Origin of the sequence: Paenibacillus sp. FSL R7-0302 (genome assembly GCF_038006885.1) — a bacterium.
Lineage (GTDB): Bacteria > Bacillota > Bacilli > Paenibacillales > Paenibacillaceae > Paenibacillus_AQ.
The window spans coordinates 1457575-1477733 of sequence record NZ_JBBOWB010000001.1 but is presented as its reverse complement, the minus strand read 5'-3'; the positions used below and the strand labels follow the sequence as shown (position 1 = coordinate 1477733).

Genomic DNA, 20159 nt, shown 5'->3' with positions numbered 1-20159 from the left:
TGAGTAATATGATAGCATAAATGAATACAATGTGAATTTAAGATATTTAGGCATTATGATATGTTCGGTTTTTCGATTACATTTGGACCAAGCGCCCCCGCCACGCCCAATGTGGTCGGTTTTTCGATTACATTTGGACCACGCGCCTCCGCCACGCCCAATGTGGTCGGTTTTTCGATTACATTTGGACCACGCGCCTCCGTCATGCCCAATATAGTCGGTTTTTCGATTACATTTGGATCACATGCCTCCGCCACGCCTAATGTAGTCGGTTTTTCGATTACATTTGGACCACACGCCTCCGCCACGCCCAATGTAGTCGGTTTTTCGATTACATTTGGACCACATGCCTCCGCCACGCCTAATGTGGTCGGTTTTTTGATTACATACAAAAAACAGCAACGGACTCGCCCTAAAGCGGACGGTATCCGTTGCTGCAATCATAAAGAATATACAATTTGTCTACTCTGCTGTCTATTCAGCCATCTATTCAGCCGTATCCCGCTTCCCCAGCCAAGCCAGCTCCGCCATCGCCCGCAGCGGTCCGCGAAGGCCTGCGGCTACTTCTGCTTCGCTCTGCGCTTCCGGCTTATCGCTCCAGATGGAGAAGGTGGTGCCGATCAGTTCGTGCGGATAAGCTTCGCTGTATTCCTGCTTAGCTTCCCCGGTACGGTTCGGGAACAGGCCGGGATGCCAGGAGGCGCGGATTTTCTCTGCTGTCGGATACGTGTAGCCTGCATGTTCACCCAGCACATAATACAAGTAGCCATCGTTGTAGTTGATCACCTGATGACCCTTGGCGAGAATGTCTTCCACCGGGGCCATCATCGGGTGCCACTTCGTCCAATACGTGATTTGAATGGACGGCTTGGGCGCGACCCGCTGGATCTGATCCGCACGATAAAGGCCATCATTCCAGGCACGGACGGTCCAGCCCTTCGACTCCAGATGTTCAGCAACCTCGTTAAGGTAATCAATATAAGTATCCACGCCCGTGCCTCCGCTGATGTTCAGCACATTCCGGGCATACTCCGCAAGCTGCGGGTACTTATCGAACTCCGCGAAGTTGATGAATTCATCCCCGCCAATATGAAAATAACGGCTGCCCGCAAATAACTCCGCGTATTCGTCAATCAAATCCAGCACGAACCGGCGGGCTGCCGGATTCGTAATATCCAGCGCCCCCGGAGCCGGAGTTCCCGCTGCATCCTTAAGCAGCCACTCGGGATGAGTGCGGAGCGCCTGTCCCAGATGCCCCGGTGAATCCAGTAATGGGATAATATCCACATGATATCTCTGTGCCGTAAGGATAATCGCCTTCATCTCCTGCTTGGTTAAAGCTTGCTCCGACACTACCTCAGGATGGCTCTCGCTCATCAGCCGGAAGCCTTCGTTCTCGGAGAAATGCAGCTGCAGCGTATTCAGCCGCAGCCGGGACATCTCTCTAATCCGCTCCAGGAGCCAGTCTTGGCTGTAGAATTTGCGGCCAATGTCGATATGCAGCGCCCGCTCTCCAATGACAGGGTAATCGGTGATGGTGCCGCAAGGCACGGAGCCGTCATCTGCCAGCCGCTGCAGCAGCGTCCACAGACCATACATCACGGCCCGTTCACTTGACGCGGTGATCTTCGCATAAGTCCCGATGTCAATGACGTAAGCTTCCTGGCTGTCCAGGTCTCCCGCTGCTTCATGATCCGTCAGCTCAATGACGATATCGCCTGAAGCGGGAGGCTCCGCGCCCCCGTGAACAAGAGTCATGATGTAGTCAGCGGGGGTCAAAATGCCCGAGAATTGGCCCAGAACCATAAAGACTGTTTCGTTCAGAACACTGTTATTATCCGATCTCGCATTGTCCACAATTCGCGCTTTGAACCCGGCAGACAAGCGCCATTGTCCCCCGGATACCGCCGCAATCTGCTGCTGTACACCGGTAAGCGGGCCGTTATTGGAGGCTTGCCGATCTAATGGTTCATCCATATCCATCCCCATACTTTTCTCACCTCTTCCTTCTTCGCCTGGATCAGCTCAGCCGGATACCAACCGTTGTAATCTCATGTCCGCCAAGCGGAAGCTTCAGCGAAGCGGCTCCTTCTAGCTGAAGCTCTTCACCTTCTGTTTCCAGTACATTTGAAGCATAGATGGCGGCAGCCGGAAGCGCTGGTTCCAGCTCCAGTATACAGGACTCGCCCGTCATCTTGAACCAGCGGAGCAGCACATCGCCGCGTTCCTTGTTCAGCTTCATAGAAGAGAACGCAGCGGTCGCGCCGCTCCAGCGGACGGCCGAATACACGGCAGGAATCGTTCCCGTGTGAACCTCTGCCTGCGCACAGGTCCAAGGAATCTGGAACTGGTATGCTGCAGCAGCGGCACCGGAGGTTACGGCATCCCCGCTATGCGGCAGGAGCAGCAGGTCTGCGGTCTGTTCGCCCAGGCACTGGGCTTCCGGTGTAGGGAACCAGCCCCAGTCGCCCATCTCGCCGACACTGCGGAGCAGCGTCACGGCAATCGTATTGCGGCCATCGCGTAGAATCTCGTATTCGTGTAATCCGAGGTTAGCGACCGTCAAGCCTGCGTTCTCCCCGGCAACATCCACGAAGCACTGCTGATGCTGCGCATTACTCGGGTTCTGCCATTCCGGCGCCGGCTCGTTCGGACGCTCCGCCAGCTCGAACATCGAATCTACCCGATGTGACGCTGCGGCCAGATCCGCAGGGAAAAGCATCCGCAGACGGTGGTCCTTAGCCGTATTATTGATATAACTCTTCACTTCCAGACCTTTGCCGCTACGTTCCAGTCTTAAGACAGTCCGCAGCTTCAAGGTTACCGTGGCGGCAGCGCGCTGCGCCAGCCGCTCCGGGTAATAGACCAGCGCCCGCTGCTCTTCTTCCAGCAGGGCATCGGCCGAGGCCGGAATCTCCCATTCATGGGTGATTTCGATGGAAGCCCGGTATGGCGTATCTTCAATAACAGCAATATCCGCGTTAAGGCCGAGAGTCGTCATCGGCACTTCACCCGCAGGCGCTCTGTACATATATTCATTCCCTATGTCCCCGGTATTCTCATACACACCAAGGTCACGGTAGATCTTGCCGCTCGGCTTATGCTCCAGTGTGAAGGAGCCGTCAGCCATAACCTCTACCCGCAGCGTATCGTTCTCCAGCACGTGCGCGCCTTGAACCAGCGAAGCTGGGACGGAAGCCATAGCTTCCAGGTTCGCCGCCGGAGCGCTTCCGGCAACATCAGCAGCGTTCGCTCCAAGCGGGCGAACCCAGGCATAGGTGCGCAGCCCCAGGGCAGGCACATCCGCCGCCTCGAAGGTCAGCCGCACCTTACGGCAGCTATACGGCTGGCGGAACCGGTCATCCGGCAGGTCATAGCCGAAGGACAGGCCGAGATCCTCCACCGTACAAGGAACCGGCTGGCCTTGTTCATCGACCAAGACCCGTCCGGCCAGGTCCACGGCTTTCATCAACCGGGCATTCTCTTCAAGCGGCAGGCCATCGCGCAGATACTGGCGGGCCGCATCCAGCTCTACGGTCACCGTGCCGGTGCGGCTCCAGCCGCTGGTATTGGTTACCACGAGCGGAAGGGCCTCTTCGCCGTAAGCGGCGAAGCCGGAGGTATCGACCGCTGCGGTGATCGCCTGCATACTATCCGCTACAATGCCCTCGGCCATGTGATAGCTCTTGTCGAAGCGGGTAACCATCTCACGGTGCACCTCATCCACGCTGCAGCCGCAGATGGAATCATGCGGATGGTTCTGCAGCAGCGTCTTCCACGCATAATCCAGCAGATGCTGCGGATACTCTCCGCCATGCAGCTTCGCGATCACGGCCAGCGGCTCGGCGACCTTCTCCAGCATCGCCTGCCCCCGTTGGTTCAGTTGCTTCAGGTATACCCGGGCTGACGCTGTATTAACCAGCGTTCCCCAGCCGTCGGTGCGCTGGCTGCGCAGCTCGCCCTTCACAGTGGACAGACTGCGGCCGGCCAGTGAGTCTTCTACTGCCTTAATATAGTCCGGGAAGTTCGAATGAACGAAGGAGACCTCCGGGTGCAGCTTCTCTGCTGTGCGGATCGCCTCCGGCAGATCGGTCTGCAGCGGCTGGTGATCGCAGCCGTTCATGAACAGCAGCTGATCGGTCGCCGCATACTGCCGGGCATCGCCCAGCTTGCGCTCCCAGAAGTGCCGGGCCTCTTCTAACTCCACCGGAACCTCATTCCCGTTGGAATACCAGTTGGCGAACAGAATGCCCAGCACCTGCGAGCCGTCCGGCCCTTCCCACACCAGCTCTGAGAACGAGGATTCATAGCCGTCATCCGAGACCATATTGTTGAAGCCTGTCGGCTTCACTCCGCGCCCGAAGAAGGCATTGGTTATGCCCGCCTGCTGCATAAGCTGCGGAATCTGTCCGGTCAGACCGAACGTATCCGGGAAATAGCCGATTTTGGACACTTCCCCATAGACTGCCGCATCCTGATGACCCAGCTGTAAGTTACGCACATTAGCTTCCGGGCTGGTCAGGAATGCATCCTGCAGAATATACCAAGGCCCGATGTAAATCCGTCCCTCCCGGATATGCTGCACCAGCCGCTCCCGGTTCTCCGGGCGGACCTGCAGATAATCCTCGATGATAATCGTCTGGCCGTCGAAGAAAAAGCTGCGGAAATCCGGGTTCTGCTCCAGCGTATCCAGCAAAGTATCCACCAGTTGAATCAGCCGGATGTGATGGCGCTCATAAGGCAGATACCATTCCCGGTCCCAGTGCGTATGCGAGATAATATGTGCCGTCTGTTTTGTGGTCATAATCGGTTACCCCTCAATCTCCAGCGGATATTCCTCCATATAGCTGATCAGCTCATCCACCGTCGTGAACGCCAGTCCAGTCACTGTATCTGCACAGCCGTAATAGATGGCAATTCGTCCGGTAGCCGCATCAGTCAATGCCGCGCAAGGGAAGGTTACATTCGGCACATCGCCTACACATTCATACAGCTCTTCCGGGCCGAGAATATAGTTGCGCGAACGGGCTTTCACCTTCCAAGGCTGATCAAGATCCAGCAGCGCGACACCCATGCGGTAGACGAATCCGTTACAGGTGTTGATAACACCATGATAGATCAGCAGCCAGCCCTTGTCAGTTTCAATCGGAATCGGACCCGGGCCAATTTTCTTGGACTGCCACGCGGAAGCGTCACCGTCAACCGTACCCATCACATAGCGGTGCTTGCCCCAGAAGGTCAGATCAGGACTCTCACTGTAAAAAATATCACCAAACGGCGTATGCCCCGTATCACTCGGACGGCTGAGCATCGCATAATTGCCGCCAATCTTACGCGGAAGCAGCACACCATTGCGGTTATACGGCAGGAAGGCATTTTCCAGCTGGTGGAAGGTTTTGAAATCGAATGTATACGCCAAGCCGATTGTTGGGCCGTGATACCCGTTGCACCAGGACACATAATAACGGTCGTCAATCTTGCAGACACGCGGATCATAGCGGTACTCGCGCTTAGTGATCTCTTCATCGCCCTCGAAGACGATAGGCTCATGGTTGATCTTCCAGTTCACGCCGTCTTCACTGAAGCCCGCGAAGATATCCATACTGACCGACCTCGAATCACAGCGGAACACCCCTGCGAAGCCGCCCTCAAACGGGATAACTGCCGAGTTGAATACACTGTTCGAGTTCGGAATGGCGTTGCGCGGAATGATCGGGTTGGCGGAATATCTCCATACCGGGGAATTCGTGCCCTCAGGCTTCTCCTGCCAAGGGATGTTCGGTAGTGCTTCTCCAATAATTGTGCTCATGATCAGGTCTCCTTTATCTGTAAAAAAATATGTTTGTCTTAGAGAATGTCTTCCTTCAGCGCCCGCAGGATCAGCTGGGAGAACAAGCTGTTCGACCAGGCGAACCATTTGCGCGTAAACACAGCCGGATCGTCGGAGTGGAAGCCTTCATGCATATAGCCGGTATCGGCGTCAGTAGCTTCCAGCATGGCGATCACTGCCAGCCGCTCTTCCTTGCTGTCTGCCGTGATGCCCTGCATCGACAGCGCCATATGCCAGATGTAGCCCGGAGGGGTATGCGGACTGCCAATTCCCTTGGCGGCCTTGCCCTCGAAGTAGAACGGATTCTCCTTGCTCAGCGCGAACCGTCTCGTATTCTGATAGACAGGATCGTCATTGTTCAGATAGCCCAGGTACGGAATGGACATCAGGCCCGGTGTTCCGGCGTCGTCCATCAGGCTGTAATTGCCGTATCCATCAGTCTCGTAGGCGTAGATCGGCCCGAATTCCGGGTGGCGGTAGGTGCCGTACAGCTTGATGCCGTGATCGACCTCCTGCTCCAGTTCCTTCAGCTCGGCCAGGAAATCCAGGTCCCTGAAGACCCACTCGGCGAAATCCTGCATCTGCCGCAGCGCCACCACGGCGAACATGTTCCCCGGAATGTTGTAGTGGAAATCGCAGGCATCGTCGCTGGAGCGGAAGCCGGACCAGATCATCCCGGTGTAATTGACGGGCATCCCCAGACCGCCGTTACGGATGGAATCCTCCATAATCCCGTTGTTCCGCGTGAAGCGGTACGGGGACTGCTCGGCATGATGCTGCTCGCGCTTGAACAGGTCGGTGATGACGCGCAGCATTTTTTTGAAATCAGAGGTGAAGAAATCGGTCTGCTTCGTCTCTTCCCAGTAAGCATGGGCCAGCCGGATCACGAAGCACAGCGAGTCGATCTCGAATTTGCGCTCCCACACCCAGGGCGACATCTCGGTCACATCGGCGGCATTCCAGTGCCAGTCATTGGCCGATTCATTGAACGCGTTGGCGTAAGGATCGATCAGCACATACTCTGTATGGCGCTTGATCAGCCCGCCGATAATCCGCTGCAGGTCAGCATCTTCTGCGGCAAAAGGCACATAATGAATGACCTGCTCCACTGAATCGCGCAGCCAGCAGGCCGGGATGTCCCCCGTAATCACAAAGGTGGTTCCGTCATCAAGCAGCTTGGTAGTCGTCTCCAGTGTATTCGGGAAGCAGTTGCGGAACAGCCGCTGGAGCTTGGGCCGGTGAGCCAGCTTCGCTTCGGCGTCGGCCAGCACGGCCTGAATGGATGACGGCAGCGTTAGCTCCGGCATCTCGATGCGGGGAAGTCTGAATTGTTCCAAGGTAATAGTCTCCTTATCGCTAATCTATAATTTTAGAAGCTGAATTTAAAATCGAACTTAAAGCTCACTCGTCACTGCGGTGAATGTTTGGACTTCCAGCAGCTGCCCATCCCCAGATTTCTTGATGAGAGCGGGAGTTGCGATAGGTTTAATTGCAAATTGTACAACTAAAGCAACTGATTTATAGCCGACAAACCGTTTAGTTGCATTTCATACATTTAAAAATCGATAAGCTGTTAATTCTCACCCTTTTGGGCATTTTTAGTTGTACAGACTACACTTATACAATAAAAGAATGCATTTCCGCTGTTTTTAATTGTACGTTCTGCAACTATCCGAGTACCTTACACTCAGCCCCTCATGTGCTTCTATTCAGCATGAATAATCTTAATCGTCTTGATCTCGAACGGATGGAAGTCTAGCGTCAACACACCGTCTTCATCCGGCAGCAGCCCGGTCTCTTCCTCCAGCGCATTAGACAGGTAGATCGCCGAGTGCGGCAGCGGCCAGCTGATCCGCACGGTCTCGCGTCCACCGGCTGATTCATACAGCCGCAGGATGCTGCCCTTTCCGTCTTCCGCCAGCTTGACGGTATCCAGCACCACCTGCTTCCCTTCGTAGGGAAGGAAGGAGCCAGTGGACGGATGCTGTCCCGCACTTGCCTCGCAGGCTACAGCATACGAAGCATGATTCAGCTCGGCGGCCTTGCGCTGAGTATGCGCCGTACGCCAGTCTCCGGTATGCGGGTAGAGCGAATAAGTGAATTCATGCTCTCCCTGATCCGCCGAATGATCCGGCCAGCGCGGGGCGCGCAGCAGGGACAGACGGATGGTGCTACCCTGCGTGTCATAGCCGTATTTGCAGTCGTTCAGCAGGCTGACGCCGTAATCATGCTCTGACACATCGGCATAACGGTGCCCGCAGACCTCATACTGCGCCTGCTCCCAGCTGGTGTTGCGGTGCGTGGTCCGCTCCAATGCGCCGAACGGAATCTCATACGTGGCCTTGCTGGTCACTACATCAATCGGGAAGCCAACCTTCAGCAGCTTGTGTGCTTCGTGCCACTGGACCTTCGTCTTGAAGTCGATCCGCTTGTCGGTGTGGTACAGGATCAGCTCCTGCTGTATTTCCGACTCTCCGAGACTCCAGCGGAAGCTCAGCACATCGCAGACCGGTCCTGTGGAGAGCAGCCGCTTCTCCAATAGTACCGCTGCTCCGGCAGGCTGCTCCTCATACCGGCTGTCAATATCCCAGGCATCCCATAGAATCGGCCGGTCATGGAAGAAATGGAGCCGGTTCAAGGCTTCCCCGGACTTCACAATCTCACGCCCGGCTTCCTTGTCATGCAGGCTGATGATCTCGCCCAGCTCATTGAACTGGAGCCGGTAATAGCCGGTCTCCCAGCGATCTTCGAATGTAGCGGAGTTCGCCGCAGAGATTGAGTTGTTGCCTGCATCCGATGTATCCGCCCCCTGCTGCTCCGCTTCCCGCAGCCACACGGTTGCATAACCGAATGCCGGAACCTCCGGCACCCGGACGCGCAGAACTGTCCGCTTTCCTGCTGTAGTCAGCTCTGCCGGAAGCCGTGTTCCGTTCCCGTCATAGACGGCGACAGCGGCAGGCTCCACTTCAGAGGCAACCGCAAGCTGGGCCACCATATCCCGGGTCCAGCCCAGTCCGTTCAGAATGACATATGGCTGTCCTTCGCCACGGGTATCAATATCCGATACAGCAGCTTCCATGACGGACTTCAGGGTGCTCTCTCCAAGGACGAAGATGTTCTTGTATTCCTTGTCCGAAGTCTCATAGACCTCGGGAATCGACGAGCCGGGGATTATATCATGGAACTGGTTCAGCAGAATCAGCTTCCAGCCTTCATGCAGGGCCTGACCTACCTCTTCCCGCCGCTGCGGCGTCAGGCGGTGTCCGCCCAGAGTCTGCCATAGCTCCGCTTCCCGGTACAGAATCTCGGCCTTGCGGTTATTGCGCTTGTTGCGAGCATGAGTTGTATAGGTTCCCCGGTGCAGCTCCAGATAGAGATCGCCCTGCCAGACCGGCAGCTCCGGCGCTGCCTGCTCGATACCTGCGAAGAAATCTGCCGCCGTGCTATAGCTAGAGGCAGGTTGACCTACCATAAGCTCTGAGCGCGACAGGTATTCCAGCATCTCCCGCGTCACGCCGCCACCGCCGTCGCCGTGTCCGTAGAGCAGCATTTGCTCGCTGTGAACGGCTTTTTGGCGGTAGGACTGCCAGTGCTCATGGATATCCTTCGGCAGCGTACTCTCATTCACGCCATGGTTCATATAGGATAATAGCGCTGTCCCGTCGATTCCAACCCAGTGGAACAGATCATACGGGAACAGGTTCGTGTCATTCCATCCAAGCTTCGTTGTCATGAAGTAACGGACCTTGCCGTGCTTCAGGATCTGCGGCAGAGAGGCGCAATAGCCGAAGGTGTCCGGCAGCCATTCAATCTCGGACTGCTGTCCGAACTCCTCCTGGTAGAAGCGCTGTCCATACAGCATCTGCCGCATCAGCGATTCCCCGCTCGGAATATTCAGATCCGGCTCGACCCACATACCGCCGACCAGCTCCCAGCGGCCTTCCTGAATCCGCGCCTTCACCTTCGCGTACAGCTCAGGATCATTGTCCTTCAGATAAGCGAACAGCTGCGGCTGGCTCTGGGCATAGCGGTATTCCGGGTACTCCTCCATCAGGGCATGTACCGTCGAGAAGGTCCGGCTGGTCTTGCGCACCGTCTCCCGGGTAGGCCATAACCAGGCGATGTCGATATGCGACTGCCCGATCATATGAATGAAGCCCTCGCTGTTGCCGCCGATGGCCTGCACCTTCGCGGCCAGCTCCTGCTCAATCTTCTCTATCTCCTTGCCAGCCTGCGAAACGTCAGGCCCCAAATTCACATATGCATCCATCGCCTGATGCAGCGCCTCCAGCATACGGACGCGCCGGAAGTCCTGCTCCGGCAGCAGCAGCATCGAATCCCGGATGACGGTCACTGTGTACATCAGCGACTGCACCGGCAGGTTCACTCTGACAAGCGCTGCAGTGATCGACCGGACCGGCGGCTGAATAACCGCCTGCTTATTGAGCGGGTCATCCGGCTCAGGGATCGGATCATAGAGCTCAATCTCAATCTCCGGGTGTCTGCCGCCCGTTTCCGGGTTCAGGGAAGCATAGGTATGATTGCGGTCCATTCCCTGCCGCGAGGCTCCGTTCACACGCAGCAGCCCTTCGCCGCCGGAGTGGAAGATCAGCCCGGTGTCCGCATCGGTCCAGTCCGCCGGGATATCCAGAGTAGTGCGGAAGTAATAGGTGGTGCCTTGCACACTCGGAAACAATCCGAACGATTCACTGCCCGAATAAGGCTGCGATTCGTCATAGTGGCCCGGCTGCCGGTAGACGGTGGAGAAGACCTTCCAGTCGTCGAGCACCCGGTATTCCAGCCATTGCTGCTGCGAGCATTCACGGATGAACCGGTTAATCCGTTCGATGTTGATCTGCTCCATCTCTAATCCTCCATGACCGTAAGATCTATATTCAGCGTGTCGTTCACATTCCTGCCGACCCCGATGCGGAAGCTTCCCGGCTCGACCACCAGCTTATAATCCGGCCCGATATAGTTCAGATGCTCTGCACTCAGCGTGAAGCTCACCTTCTGCTTCTCTCCCGGCTCCAGTGCGATCTTGTGGAATCCCTTAAGCTCCTTGGCCGGTCTCGTCACCTTACTGACCAGATCGGAAATATATAATTGCACGACCTCCGCACCACTGCGGGAGCCTGTATTCTCTACTTCCACTGTAACTTCAGCCGTTCCGTCTGCTGTGATCACTGCCGGCTCTACCTGTAGCCCGCTATAGCTGAATTCGGTATAGCTGAGTCCGAAGCCGAACGGATAACGCGGCTGCGAATTTCCTTCCAGATAGCGTACTCCCCGGGAACGCTTGCCTAAGTAATATACTGGCAGCTGTCCTACATCCTCAGGGAGGGAGAGAGTCAGCCTGCCGGACGGATTTACATCACCGAACAGAATGTCGGCAATGGCGTGGCCGCCTTCCTGCCCCGGATACCAGGCTTCCAGAATGGCATCCGCCTGCTCGTCAATCCAAGGCTCGGCAATGGGACGCCCGTTGATATACACGACGACGACCGGCTTGCCAAGCGCCTTCAGCTCTTTCATCAGCTCCAGCTGAACACCGGACAGATGAAGCGACATCCGGTCGATGCCTTCGCCGCAGTCCATATCGCTAAGCGCATTCTCTGTGACCTTGGAGGCTCCGGTCCGCAGATCGATGCTGCCTTCGCCGAAGTCACGGGCACTTGACCCGCCCAGAGCGAGCACAATGATATCCGCTTCCGCTGCTACCTTACGCGCAAGCTCGAAGCCCTCGGTGGAGCTGTCTTTGATCCGGCAGCCCGGCGCATAAGCTACACGCTCCGGCTGCGCGGCAAGCTTGGCCCGTATCCCGGCCAGCACCGTTGTCACCCGGTCACGCGGCTGCGGCGAGGTGTAATCGCCGAGCTGATTGTAGCCGATGTCTGCGTTCGGCCCGATTACTGCAATCTTACTCTTGTCCTTAGCCAGCGGAAGAATGCCGTTATTCTTCAGCAGCACAATTCCTTCTGCCGCAACGCTCCGCGCCAGCTCTGCATGCTCTGCACTGCCGATTACCTGCTCTGCTGCATCGGGATCGGCATATGGCTGCTCAAACAGGCCCAGCCGGAACTTCAGCTCCAGCACCCGTGCCGCTGCCTGGTCCACCAGCTTCTCCTCCAGCCGACCGGAACGAAGCGCCTCCAGCAGATATCCGCCGAACATGACGCCGGACATCTCCATATCAATCCCGGCGGTGAGTGCCTGCACTGCTGCATCCTCTCCGCTGTCCGCTGTATCATGGCCCGAGGCCAGCATATCGATCGCGCCGCAATCGGTAATGACCATGCCCTGGAAGCCCCATTCGCCGCGCAGAATCTCTTCCAGCAGCTCCCGGTTCGTGGTGCAAGGCACGCCGTCAATCTCGTTATAGGCCGGCATGATGGAGACCGCACCGGCTTCCACCGCTTTGCGGAACGGGTACATATCGACTTCCAGCAGCTCCCGCTTGCCGATATGCGCCGGCCCGGCATTGCGGCCACCCTCTGAGCTGCCATAGGCTACGAAGTGCTTGAGGGTTGCCCCCACACTGGACGCGCTGTCAAGCCGGTCGCCCTGTAGTCCTTCCACAGACGCTACGGCATATTCGCCGATGAGATACGGATCTTCCCCGAAACATTCCTCGGTCCGGCCCCAGCGCGGATCACGCACCACATCCAGCACAGGGGAATACGTCACGGCTCCGCCTTGAGCACGGGTCTCCCGCGCGACTGCCCGGGACATCTCCCGGTAGAGGTCTACATTCCAGGTGCTGCCGATCAGCAGCGGAACCGGAAATACCGTGGCCCCGATGGCCATATGCCCGTGCGAGCATTCCTCGCCGATCAGCAGCGGAATCCCCAGCCTGGAATGCTCCAGCGCATAACGCTGAATCGCATTGACGGCCTCCGCTCCGGCCCGTGCATCGAGCCCGCTCTCCAGCGTAACCCCTGTCCAGGGATCGGCACGCAGGGTTCCGTATAATGCGCCGACACCGCCTTCGCGGATCTGGCGCTTGAAGTCTTCTGTCAATTCAATGGTTCCATCTGTATGATTATAGGTCTGCCATCCGAACAGCTGCACCAGCTGGCCGACCTTCTCTTCCGGCGTCATCAGCCCAAGCAGATGCTTCGTCCGCTCCTTGACGGGCTGTGTACGGTCTCTATATAACATCCTGGCTCCACCCTCTCTCCTTTGATCTTAATCTATAGCTCTACTCCTTAACCGCTCCAACCGTAAGACCCTGAATGAAGTAACGCTGGAAGAACGGATACGCGAAGATAATCGGTCCGGTCGCCAGTACCACCATCGCCATACGCGAGGTATCCTGAGGCATGTTGCGGAGGGCCTCCAGGCTTAATGAACTGTTCTGTGAGTTCTGCAGAATGAACTGCATGCTTGTCTCAATCCGCATCAGCATGGACTGCAGCGGCACCAGATTCGGATTGTCAATATAGAGCAGCGCGTTGAACCAGTCATTCCAGTACCCCAAGGTGCTGAACAGACCGATCGTAGCAAGACCCGGTAGGGACAGCGGCAGCACGATTCCGAGGAAGGTGCGGAACTCTCCGGCGCCGTCGATTTTGGCCGACTCGATCAGGGCATCCGGTACGCTGGTGATGTAGAAGGTACGCAGAATCATAATGTAAAAAGCATTCACCGCCAGCGGCAGCACCAGCGCCCAAATGCTGTCCTTCAGGCCCAGCATCTGTGTCACGACAATATAGGTCGGAACCAGCCCGCCGTTAAACAGCATGGTGAAGAAGGAAAAAAACGCGAAGAAATTGCGGTATTTGAAGCTTTTACGTGAAATGGCATACGCATAAAGTGAAATAATAAGCAGGCTGACAATCGTACCAATGACCGTTACCGCAATGGTCACTCCGTAAGAGCGGAGCAGCGTGTCCCCTGAGCTAAATACATATTTGTAGGCTTCCAGACTCCATTTGGCCGGGATTAACCGGTAGCCGTCCCGCGCCAGCGCCCCTTCGTCCGTGAACGAGATGAGGACAACGAACAGGAACGGGAAGATACACAGGATGGCAAAGCCTCCGGCGATACAGTTAAAGATGGTATTCAGCACCGGCGACAGCCGGTGGAAATCGCGCGATTTCGCAGAATTAGCAGACATTTGGATGACCTCACTTTCCTTCATTTTCCCTAGAATAATGCACTGTCCTTATCGAATTTGCGCACGATGTAATTAGAGGTAAGAACCAGCACGAACCCGACCACTGATTGATATAAGCCCGCAGCCGTACTCATTCCGATCTCGCCGGTAGTCTTAAGTCCACGGTATACATAAGTATCGATTACGTTGGTCACACTGTAGAGCGTCCCCGAATCTCTCGGCACCTGATAGAACAGCCCGAAGTCGGCATAGAAAATCTTCCCGATCGCAAGCAGCGTCATAATGATAATGATCGGCTTCAGCATCGGCAGTGTGATACTGCGGATCTGCTGGAGCTTGCTGGCTCCGTCGATCATCGCGGCTTCGTACAGGGACTTGTCGATGCCCATAATTGCGGCGAGATAGACCACGCTGTTATAGCCGACGGCCTTCCATAGAAAGACGAATATAATAATGAACGGCCAGTATTTCGATTCCGAGTACCAGGAGATATTGCTGCCGAACATGGCATTAAGCAGCCCCCGCTCCGAGCTCAGGAAGCTGAACGCGAAGTATCCTACAACGACCCAGGACAGAAAGTACGGCAGGAACATGCCTGTCTGATAGAACTTGGCTAGCTTTTTATTGGCAATCTCGGACAGCACCACCGCCATCAGCACGGACAGAATCAGGCCCAGGCCAATGAAGGCTATGTTATACAAAAGAGTATTGCGTGTGATCAGATAGGCATCATTGGTGCTGAACAGGAACTTGAAATTATCCCAGCCGACCCACTTACTGTTGATGATGCTGGCCCAGAAGCCATCCCGGCTGAAGCGGTACTCCTTAAACGCAATGACCGTACCCACCATCGGCAGGTAAGAGAAGAATAAAAACCACAGTGTGCCCGGCAGAACCATAAACAGCAGCACTTTGTTTCTCAATATATCCTTGGCGGACTTTCCTATTTTCCCCATACTTCTAGTTCCTCCTATGCCGGAAAATTCTTCCGTTAGTACAAAAAGATCGGGCAAAGTCTAATCACCCGCCCGATCCTCTAATAGAATGCTACTTATTATTCGCTGCTTTCCAGGCGTCGATCTGAGTTTGAGCTTCGGCAATAATTTTATCCAGACCGGCAGCTTTCAGTTTCTCGTTAGCCTTGGTCAGGTACTCTTCCGAATCTACAGATCCGGTCATCAGCGGTGCCCAGAATTCTTCCTTCACGTTCTGGACGGCGGCGATTTCATTCGTCACCTTGGACGTATCGAAGTTGAAGCCGAGCAGCGGTGCGTTGATACCGGCATCATTGAACTTCTTGAATTCTTCCCATTTGTTCTCAGGGTCGCCTTCATTCAGATAGTTGATCATGATGTTACCCAGGGAGAATGTCGGCATGTCGTAGTTCTTCGCATCCGGCAGGTTCTTGATCATGTTGTCGCTGATCTTCTCGTAATGTACACCCTCGATCCCGGAGTCAATCATGTTGCGCAGCTTAGGATCTGTGTTGAGCAGGTTCAGGAATTCCATCGCTTTCTCAGGGTACTCGGAGTTGGCCGAGATCGCCTGCATGGAGCCCATTACGGACCAGTTGTAGATATAAGGCTGGCTGGCTGGTGTTGATACGACCGGATACCCGTAGCTTGCGGACCACAGATTGTCGGCCATCGGCTGGGTGGATGCACGGTCAGTGAACCATTTGCCGGCTTTGTACAAATCATCTACCGATGAGGTAGTCGCTACTTCAGGGGAGATGTAACCCGCCTGATAGAATTTGCGAACCGTCTTAAGTGCTTCCTTGATCTCAGGTGTTTCCAGGATGTTAACTACTTTGTAGTCCTTGGTGTCCATATAGACAGCCATTGGCATCTTCTCGATCACGTAGTCAAAAGGCATAATCGGCATGAAGTCCTTGACCATCGCGTAAGGAGTGACTCCAGGCTCGTTTTCCTTGATCGTTTTGAGCAGCGGCTCCAGATCCGCCATCGTCTTCACGCTGGTTATATCCAGCTTGTGTTTGTCGAGCAGCTCCTTGTTGAAGCGGAAGACCTCTTGGGCCGGAAGCTCTTTGTTGGCCGGAATCGCATAGTTGTGGCCGTCTACCTTGGAGCCTTCCAGGAAGGCCGGATCAATGGTATCCACAATGCCCTTGCCCTGATTCTTCAGCAGATCATCGAGCTGCAGGAAGGCGCCCTTACGTGCATTCTGTACATAATCGAAGGCCCAGGACGAGGTGAACAGAATATCCATCGGCTCACCGGAAGCCGCCATAACCTGCATTTTTTGCGTATAGTCCCCGAAGTCGAGCATTTTGATATCGAGTGTGGCGTTGATTTTCTCAAGTGTGTATTTATTGACTTCCGTGAGGACCTTGTCCATATCCTTCTGCGGCGGCCCGATCGTGTACCAGATCAGTTCCACTGGCTTTTCGGTAGTCTCCGAGGCTTTGTTGCCGCCTGAAGCTGCTTCCCCGCCTGCATTGTTCTTACTGTTCCCCCCGCACGCCGTCAGCGCCAGTGAAACGGTTAAAAGCGTTGTCAACAACAAGGAGAAGTGTTTCTTTTTCTTACTCATTTGCCGTACCCCCTTTTAATTAGCTGTCCGGAAAATTCAGGCCTGCCGGGCATTTCCGGCTGCTGGTTTCCTTGGGCTATACCTTAACTTTATAAGATGAAAGCAGTTTCAAATAGAAGAGAAACTATAGTTTTTCAGGTATGAAATAAAGAAAAATAACTCCGTACCTAACATATAATTTCTTTTCTTTTCAAAAAGAGCTGCCTTCAAAGGAGCCCCTTGAACTCTGTCGGGGAGATCCCGACATATTTCTTGAACTGCTTGTAGAAGTATCCCATTTCCCAGTATCCCACGGCTCTTGCAATTTCATGCACCTTCAGGTTTGTCGTGCGAAGCTGTTCCTTGGCCTTATCGATCCGGTAGCGGTTCATATATTCCGCAAAGGATTCGCCGGTCGTCTTGTGAAACAGCTGTCCCAGATACACCGGATGAATGTTGAACATGAAGCCCAGCTTCTTCAGAGACAGGTCCTCACTGTACGATTTCGCGATATAATTCAGCACCTGATTCACCACCGGGCTCTTCAGCTCCCGGTCCAGCATCCCGATGATGCCTGCCGAGGTCTGCCGGAGCGCAGCGGACAGTGCGGGCAGCGAATTCGCCCGGCGGATCGCCGTCAAGCCCTCGGCAATACACTCCCGCTCCGTTTCACTGCGGATATCCTTGATCAGCACCCGGAAGAACAGAATCCATTCCAGCGAGATCTCCTCCAGCATCGCTGGCGTTAACCCTTCCATTGCAGGAGACGAGAAATAGAGCTCCAGCTGCTCCGACAGCCCCGCCGCATTCTTGGACATAATGAGCTTGGCGTAATCGCTCCAGTCCTCCGGCAGAACCGCCCCCAGATCCTCCTTCCGGTCCCTCAGCTGCTCATAATAGATGATGCTGCGCTCCGGGTGAATCTCCAGGAACTCCTGTGCCTGCTTCGCCTGCTCGTAGCTTGCGGGAGCGGCGTCCACCCCATACACAGGCGGGCCTACGGCTGCGCGCAGCTTCTCACCGCCGGTGCATAAGCCGGTAATCTCCTCCAGCATGAATGCCATCTTTGCTGCTCCGGCGGAGGCTTCTTCATAGTTATGTATCAGCACCAGATCATTGTCCGAATCCCAGAACATGAAGAACGAAGCCTCTGCCTCTGCCAGATCGGATACCCTCTTCCTGAAGGTATCCGTTGCCGGCTCTACCTGTAGCAGGGCAACCTGCACATAACGGCTGGTGAGCGGCAGGCCGATCAGATTCAGCCGTTCGGAGCGCTCCTGCGGATCAATCTGCCCCCGCAGCCAGCGCAGCAGCACATTATCCTTCAGCACGGAATTCGTATATTCCCACCACTGCATATCCAGCCTGGAGACGTTCAGCTTCTCCACAATCGTCTCCAGCGTCTGCTGGAATTCCTCCAGATTAATCGGCTTCAGCAGATAATTCTCGATCCCGAGCGCCAAGCCTTCCTTCACATACATGAATTCATCGAAGCCGCTTAGCACCACCACCTTCAGATCCGGGCGGAATTCCCGGACAGCGCGGATCAGCTCAAGGCCGGTCATCACCGGCATGGAGATATCGGTAATCAGAATATCAGCGGGAATCTCCCGCAGCTGCTCCAGCGCTTCCTGCCCGTTCTCCGCCTGCCCCGCAATCGTGAGGCCTAGCTCCTCCCAGTCCAATATATCCTGCAGGCCGCTAAGAATGAACGGCTCATCATCCACAATAAACACCTTATACATCTGCGTTCTCCTCCTTCGGCGGGTATGGAAAAGTAATCGTAACCACTGTTCCGCTGCCCTCCTCACTCTCCAGCTCTAAGCCGTAAGGCTTGCCGTACATCAGTCTCAGCCGCTCATGAATGCTGCGCAGCCCGAACGACTCGGACCCGGACAATTCGCCGTGATCCTCCAGCACCCCGCGGAGCCGGGCCAGCCGCTCCTCCGCGATCCCTTTGCCGTTATCCGTAACCACCGCGCGGATACTCTCCGGCTCCGCTGTGATCACAATACGGATCACATTATCAGTCTGCCCTGTCCGCATGCCGTGCAGAACATAGTTCTCAATGACCGGCTGCAGCGACATTTTGAGTACAGGAAGCTCTTCCAGCTCTGGGCTGCATTCGATGGTATACGAGAACCGGTCCTTGTACCGGATACGGAATAATTCCAGATACAGACGGCAGGCCTCCAGCTCATCCTTGAACGTATATTTCAGCTTCGGACGGACGTACGACTTGAACAGCATGGACAGGCTGTAGATCATCTCACCTACATCCTTCGCCCCGCTGGAAATCGCCCGCATCCGGATGACTTCCAATGTATTATACAGAAAATGCGGATTCACCCTGGCCTCCAGTGTAGCGATCTCCGTATGCTTCTGTTTGATTTCCGCCTTATAGACCTGGTCAATATACTGATTGAGTTCATCCAGCATGCTGTTGAAGCTTTTGGCAATCTGGCCTAATTCATCTTCCTTGCCGTCCACAATCCGGGTGTTCAGATCCCCGTTCTTGACTTTGCGGGTGAAGCGGATAATACGGTGGGTCCGTTTGGCAAAATTAGAAATGAACATCGCCGGCAGCAGCACGGCAAACAGAATACAGACGAGTGCGATGGACACAATGGTGCTCCGCGCACTGCTATAGGTCTCAGCCAGCTCCTTTTTGGAGATCAGACTGACTACTGTATACCCGGCCTGGCTCTGCGTCTGGCTTGTAACGACCATCCCCTCTATCGTAAACTCCTCGCCGGCGTTAATCCCTTGCAGCTTCGGCAGCTTCCGGCCATACCCCTTACCCGAGGAATCGAAAATGACTTCATTCTGGGCGGAGAGCACGAGGATGTCGCCTTTGAAATCCTGCTTATAGTTATTCATGGCCTGCCAGATCGCCTCAGAGTCGAAGTAGACCAGCAGCTGGCCGATATTGAGCAGCGAGGACTTATTGTTGATGGGTATTTTCACCGAGAACATTGGGGCTGTCGGCATCCCTATACTTTTCAGCACCCAAATATTTGGAACAGAGACAACACTCTCCTCACCCAGCACCATCGAATCGGGGACAAAAGAATGCGCCGCATTGGTCGAGATCCGCTCGAACTGCCTGCGGTTGTCGTAATAATACATGACCTGCTGGTTGGCGCTGTACAGGATCAGGCCGCGGATATCGGGATCATCGTCAATCTTGTTCTGGAAATACTGGATGGCGTTCGAGGTAGACTGTTCCCCCAGCAGAAAGCGGTCCAGCCGGTGCTCGATATAATCGCTTAAGGGATTCTCCAGCAGGAAGGTCGTATTACTGGCCAGACTCGCGTCCCTGTACACATCACGGAGCATATCCTGAACGGATTGATATTTGTTCTCCACATAATTGCTGATGCTCTCCATACTCTTGCGCTGGATATCCATCTGGCGCTGCACCGCCGAATCCGAGATTAACAGCAGCACCAGATAAGAGAAGGCGATAATGGTGGCTATGAAGATACAGGACACGATCAGCGTGAAGCGCAGAAACATATTGTCTTTAAAATACTTGCGGTACAGCGAAAGGCTTCGCATGATTCACCTCCTTCCTATGGATTAGCCTTGCGGGCACGGCTAGCCGGGATACACAAGAAGCGCTCCCCCCTGCTAAATGTGCCAGAGGGTGAGCGCTTTGTGTATGTTGTGCAGAAT

12 protein-coding genes are annotated in these 20159 nt (G+C 55.2%); all 12 read right to left on the bottom strand.

The window, feature by feature from the left end; translation table 11 throughout:
• Window positions 1-53 precede the first annotated feature (53 nt).
• Window positions 54-392 carry a hypothetical protein gene (locus tag MKY96_RS06235; RefSeq protein ID WP_340939223.1) on the bottom strand — a complete coding sequence of 113 codons (339 nt, stop codon included), beginning with the start codon at window positions 390-392 and terminating at the stop codon, window positions 54-56.
• A gap of 94 nt (window positions 393-486) precedes the next feature.
• Window positions 487-1977, bottom strand: a complete 1491-nt coding sequence (locus MKY96_RS06230) for a beta-N-acetylhexosaminidase (protein ID WP_340939221.1) — start codon at window positions 1975-1977, stop codon at window positions 487-489.
• Between the two features lie 43 nt (window positions 1978-2020).
• Window positions 2021-4804: an alpha-mannosidase gene (locus MKY96_RS06225; RefSeq protein ID WP_340939219.1), complete on the bottom strand. Its 2784-nt coding sequence runs from the start codon at window positions 4802-4804 to the stop codon at window positions 2021-2023.
• A gap of 6 nt (window positions 4805-4810) precedes the next feature.
• Window positions 4811-5809 (bottom strand): glycoside hydrolase family 130 protein, encoded by a 999-nt coding sequence (locus tag MKY96_RS06220; RefSeq protein ID WP_076084405.1) that lies wholly within the window; start codon window positions 5807-5809, stop codon window positions 4811-4813.
• 38 nt (window positions 5810-5847) lie between these two features.
• Entirely contained in the window at window positions 5848-7167 is a 1320-nt protein-coding gene (locus MKY96_RS06215) for a glycoside hydrolase family 125 protein (protein WP_340939217.1), read from the bottom strand.
• A 368-nt stretch (window positions 7168-7535) separates the two neighbouring features.
• Window positions 7536-10679 carry an alpha-mannosidase gene (locus MKY96_RS06210; RefSeq protein WP_340944466.1) on the bottom strand — a complete coding sequence of 1048 codons (3144 nt, stop codon included), beginning with the start codon at window positions 10677-10679 and terminating at the stop codon, window positions 7536-7538.
• A 17-nt stretch (window positions 10680-10696) separates the two neighbouring features.
• Window positions 10697-12991, bottom strand: coding sequence for a glycoside hydrolase family 3 N-terminal domain-containing protein (locus MKY96_RS06205; protein ID WP_340939216.1), 2295 nt, complete (start codon window positions 12989-12991; stop codon window positions 10697-10699).
• A 40-nt stretch (window positions 12992-13031) separates the two neighbouring features.
• Complete coding sequence (locus MKY96_RS06200) at window positions 13032-13949, bottom strand: carbohydrate ABC transporter permease (protein ID WP_340939214.1); 918 nt, start codon at window positions 13947-13949, stop codon at window positions 13032-13034.
• Between the two features lie 29 nt (window positions 13950-13978).
• Window positions 13979-14905, bottom strand: a complete 927-nt coding sequence (locus tag MKY96_RS06195; RefSeq protein WP_076084393.1) for an ABC transporter permease — start codon at window positions 14903-14905, stop codon at window positions 13979-13981.
• Between the two features lie 91 nt (window positions 14906-14996).
• On the bottom strand, window positions 14997-16502 hold the full coding sequence (locus MKY96_RS06190) for an ABC transporter substrate-binding protein (RefSeq protein ID WP_340939211.1): 1506 nt from the start codon (window positions 16500-16502) through the stop codon (window positions 14997-14999).
• A gap of 206 nt (window positions 16503-16708) precedes the next feature.
• Window positions 16709-18226, bottom strand: coding sequence for a response regulator transcription factor (locus MKY96_RS06185; protein WP_340939209.1), 1518 nt, complete (start codon window positions 18224-18226; stop codon window positions 16709-16711).
• Entirely contained in the window at window positions 18219-20042 is a 1824-nt protein-coding gene (locus tag MKY96_RS06180; RefSeq protein WP_340939206.1) for a cache domain-containing sensor histidine kinase, read from the bottom strand. The genes MKY96_RS06185 and MKY96_RS06180 overlap by 8 nt, the downstream gene beginning before the upstream one ends.
• Between the last annotated feature and the right edge of the window lie 117 nt (window positions 20043-20159).

Excerpts from the sequence above, each read along its gene's own strand:
- MKY96_RS06190 (WP_340939211.1), bottom strand. The coding sequence starts at position 16,502 with ATGAGTAAGAAAAAGAAACACTTCTCCTTGTTGTTGACAACGCTTTTA.
- MKY96_RS06195 (WP_076084393.1), bottom strand. The coding sequence starts at position 14,905 with ATGGGGAAAATAGGAAAGTCCGCCAAGGATATATTGAGAAACAAAGTG.
- MKY96_RS06205 (WP_340939216.1), bottom strand. The coding sequence starts at position 12,991 with ATGTTATATAGAGACCGTACACAGCCCGTCAAGGAGCGGACGAAGCAT.
- MKY96_RS06220 (WP_076084405.1), bottom strand. The coding sequence starts at position 5,809 with ATGAGCACAATTATTGGAGAAGCACTACCGAACATCCCTTGGCAGGAG.
- MKY96_RS06230 (WP_340939221.1), bottom strand. The coding sequence starts at position 1,977 with ATGGATGAACCATTAGATCGGCAAGCCTCCAATAACGGCCCGCTTACC.
- MKY96_RS06200 (WP_340939214.1), bottom strand. The coding sequence starts at position 13,949 with ATGTCTGCTAATTCTGCGAAATCGCGCGATTTCCACCGGCTGTCGCCG.
- MKY96_RS06180 (WP_340939206.1), bottom strand. The coding sequence starts at position 20,042 with ATGCGAAGCCTTTCGCTGTACCGCAAGTATTTTAAAGACAATATGTTT.
- MKY96_RS06185 (WP_340939209.1), bottom strand. The coding sequence starts at position 18,226 with ATGTATAAGGTGTTTATTGTGGATGATGAGCCGTTCATTCTTAGCGGC.
- MKY96_RS06225 (WP_340939219.1), bottom strand. The coding sequence starts at position 4,804 with ATGACCACAAAACAGACGGCACATATTATCTCGCATACGCACTGGGAC.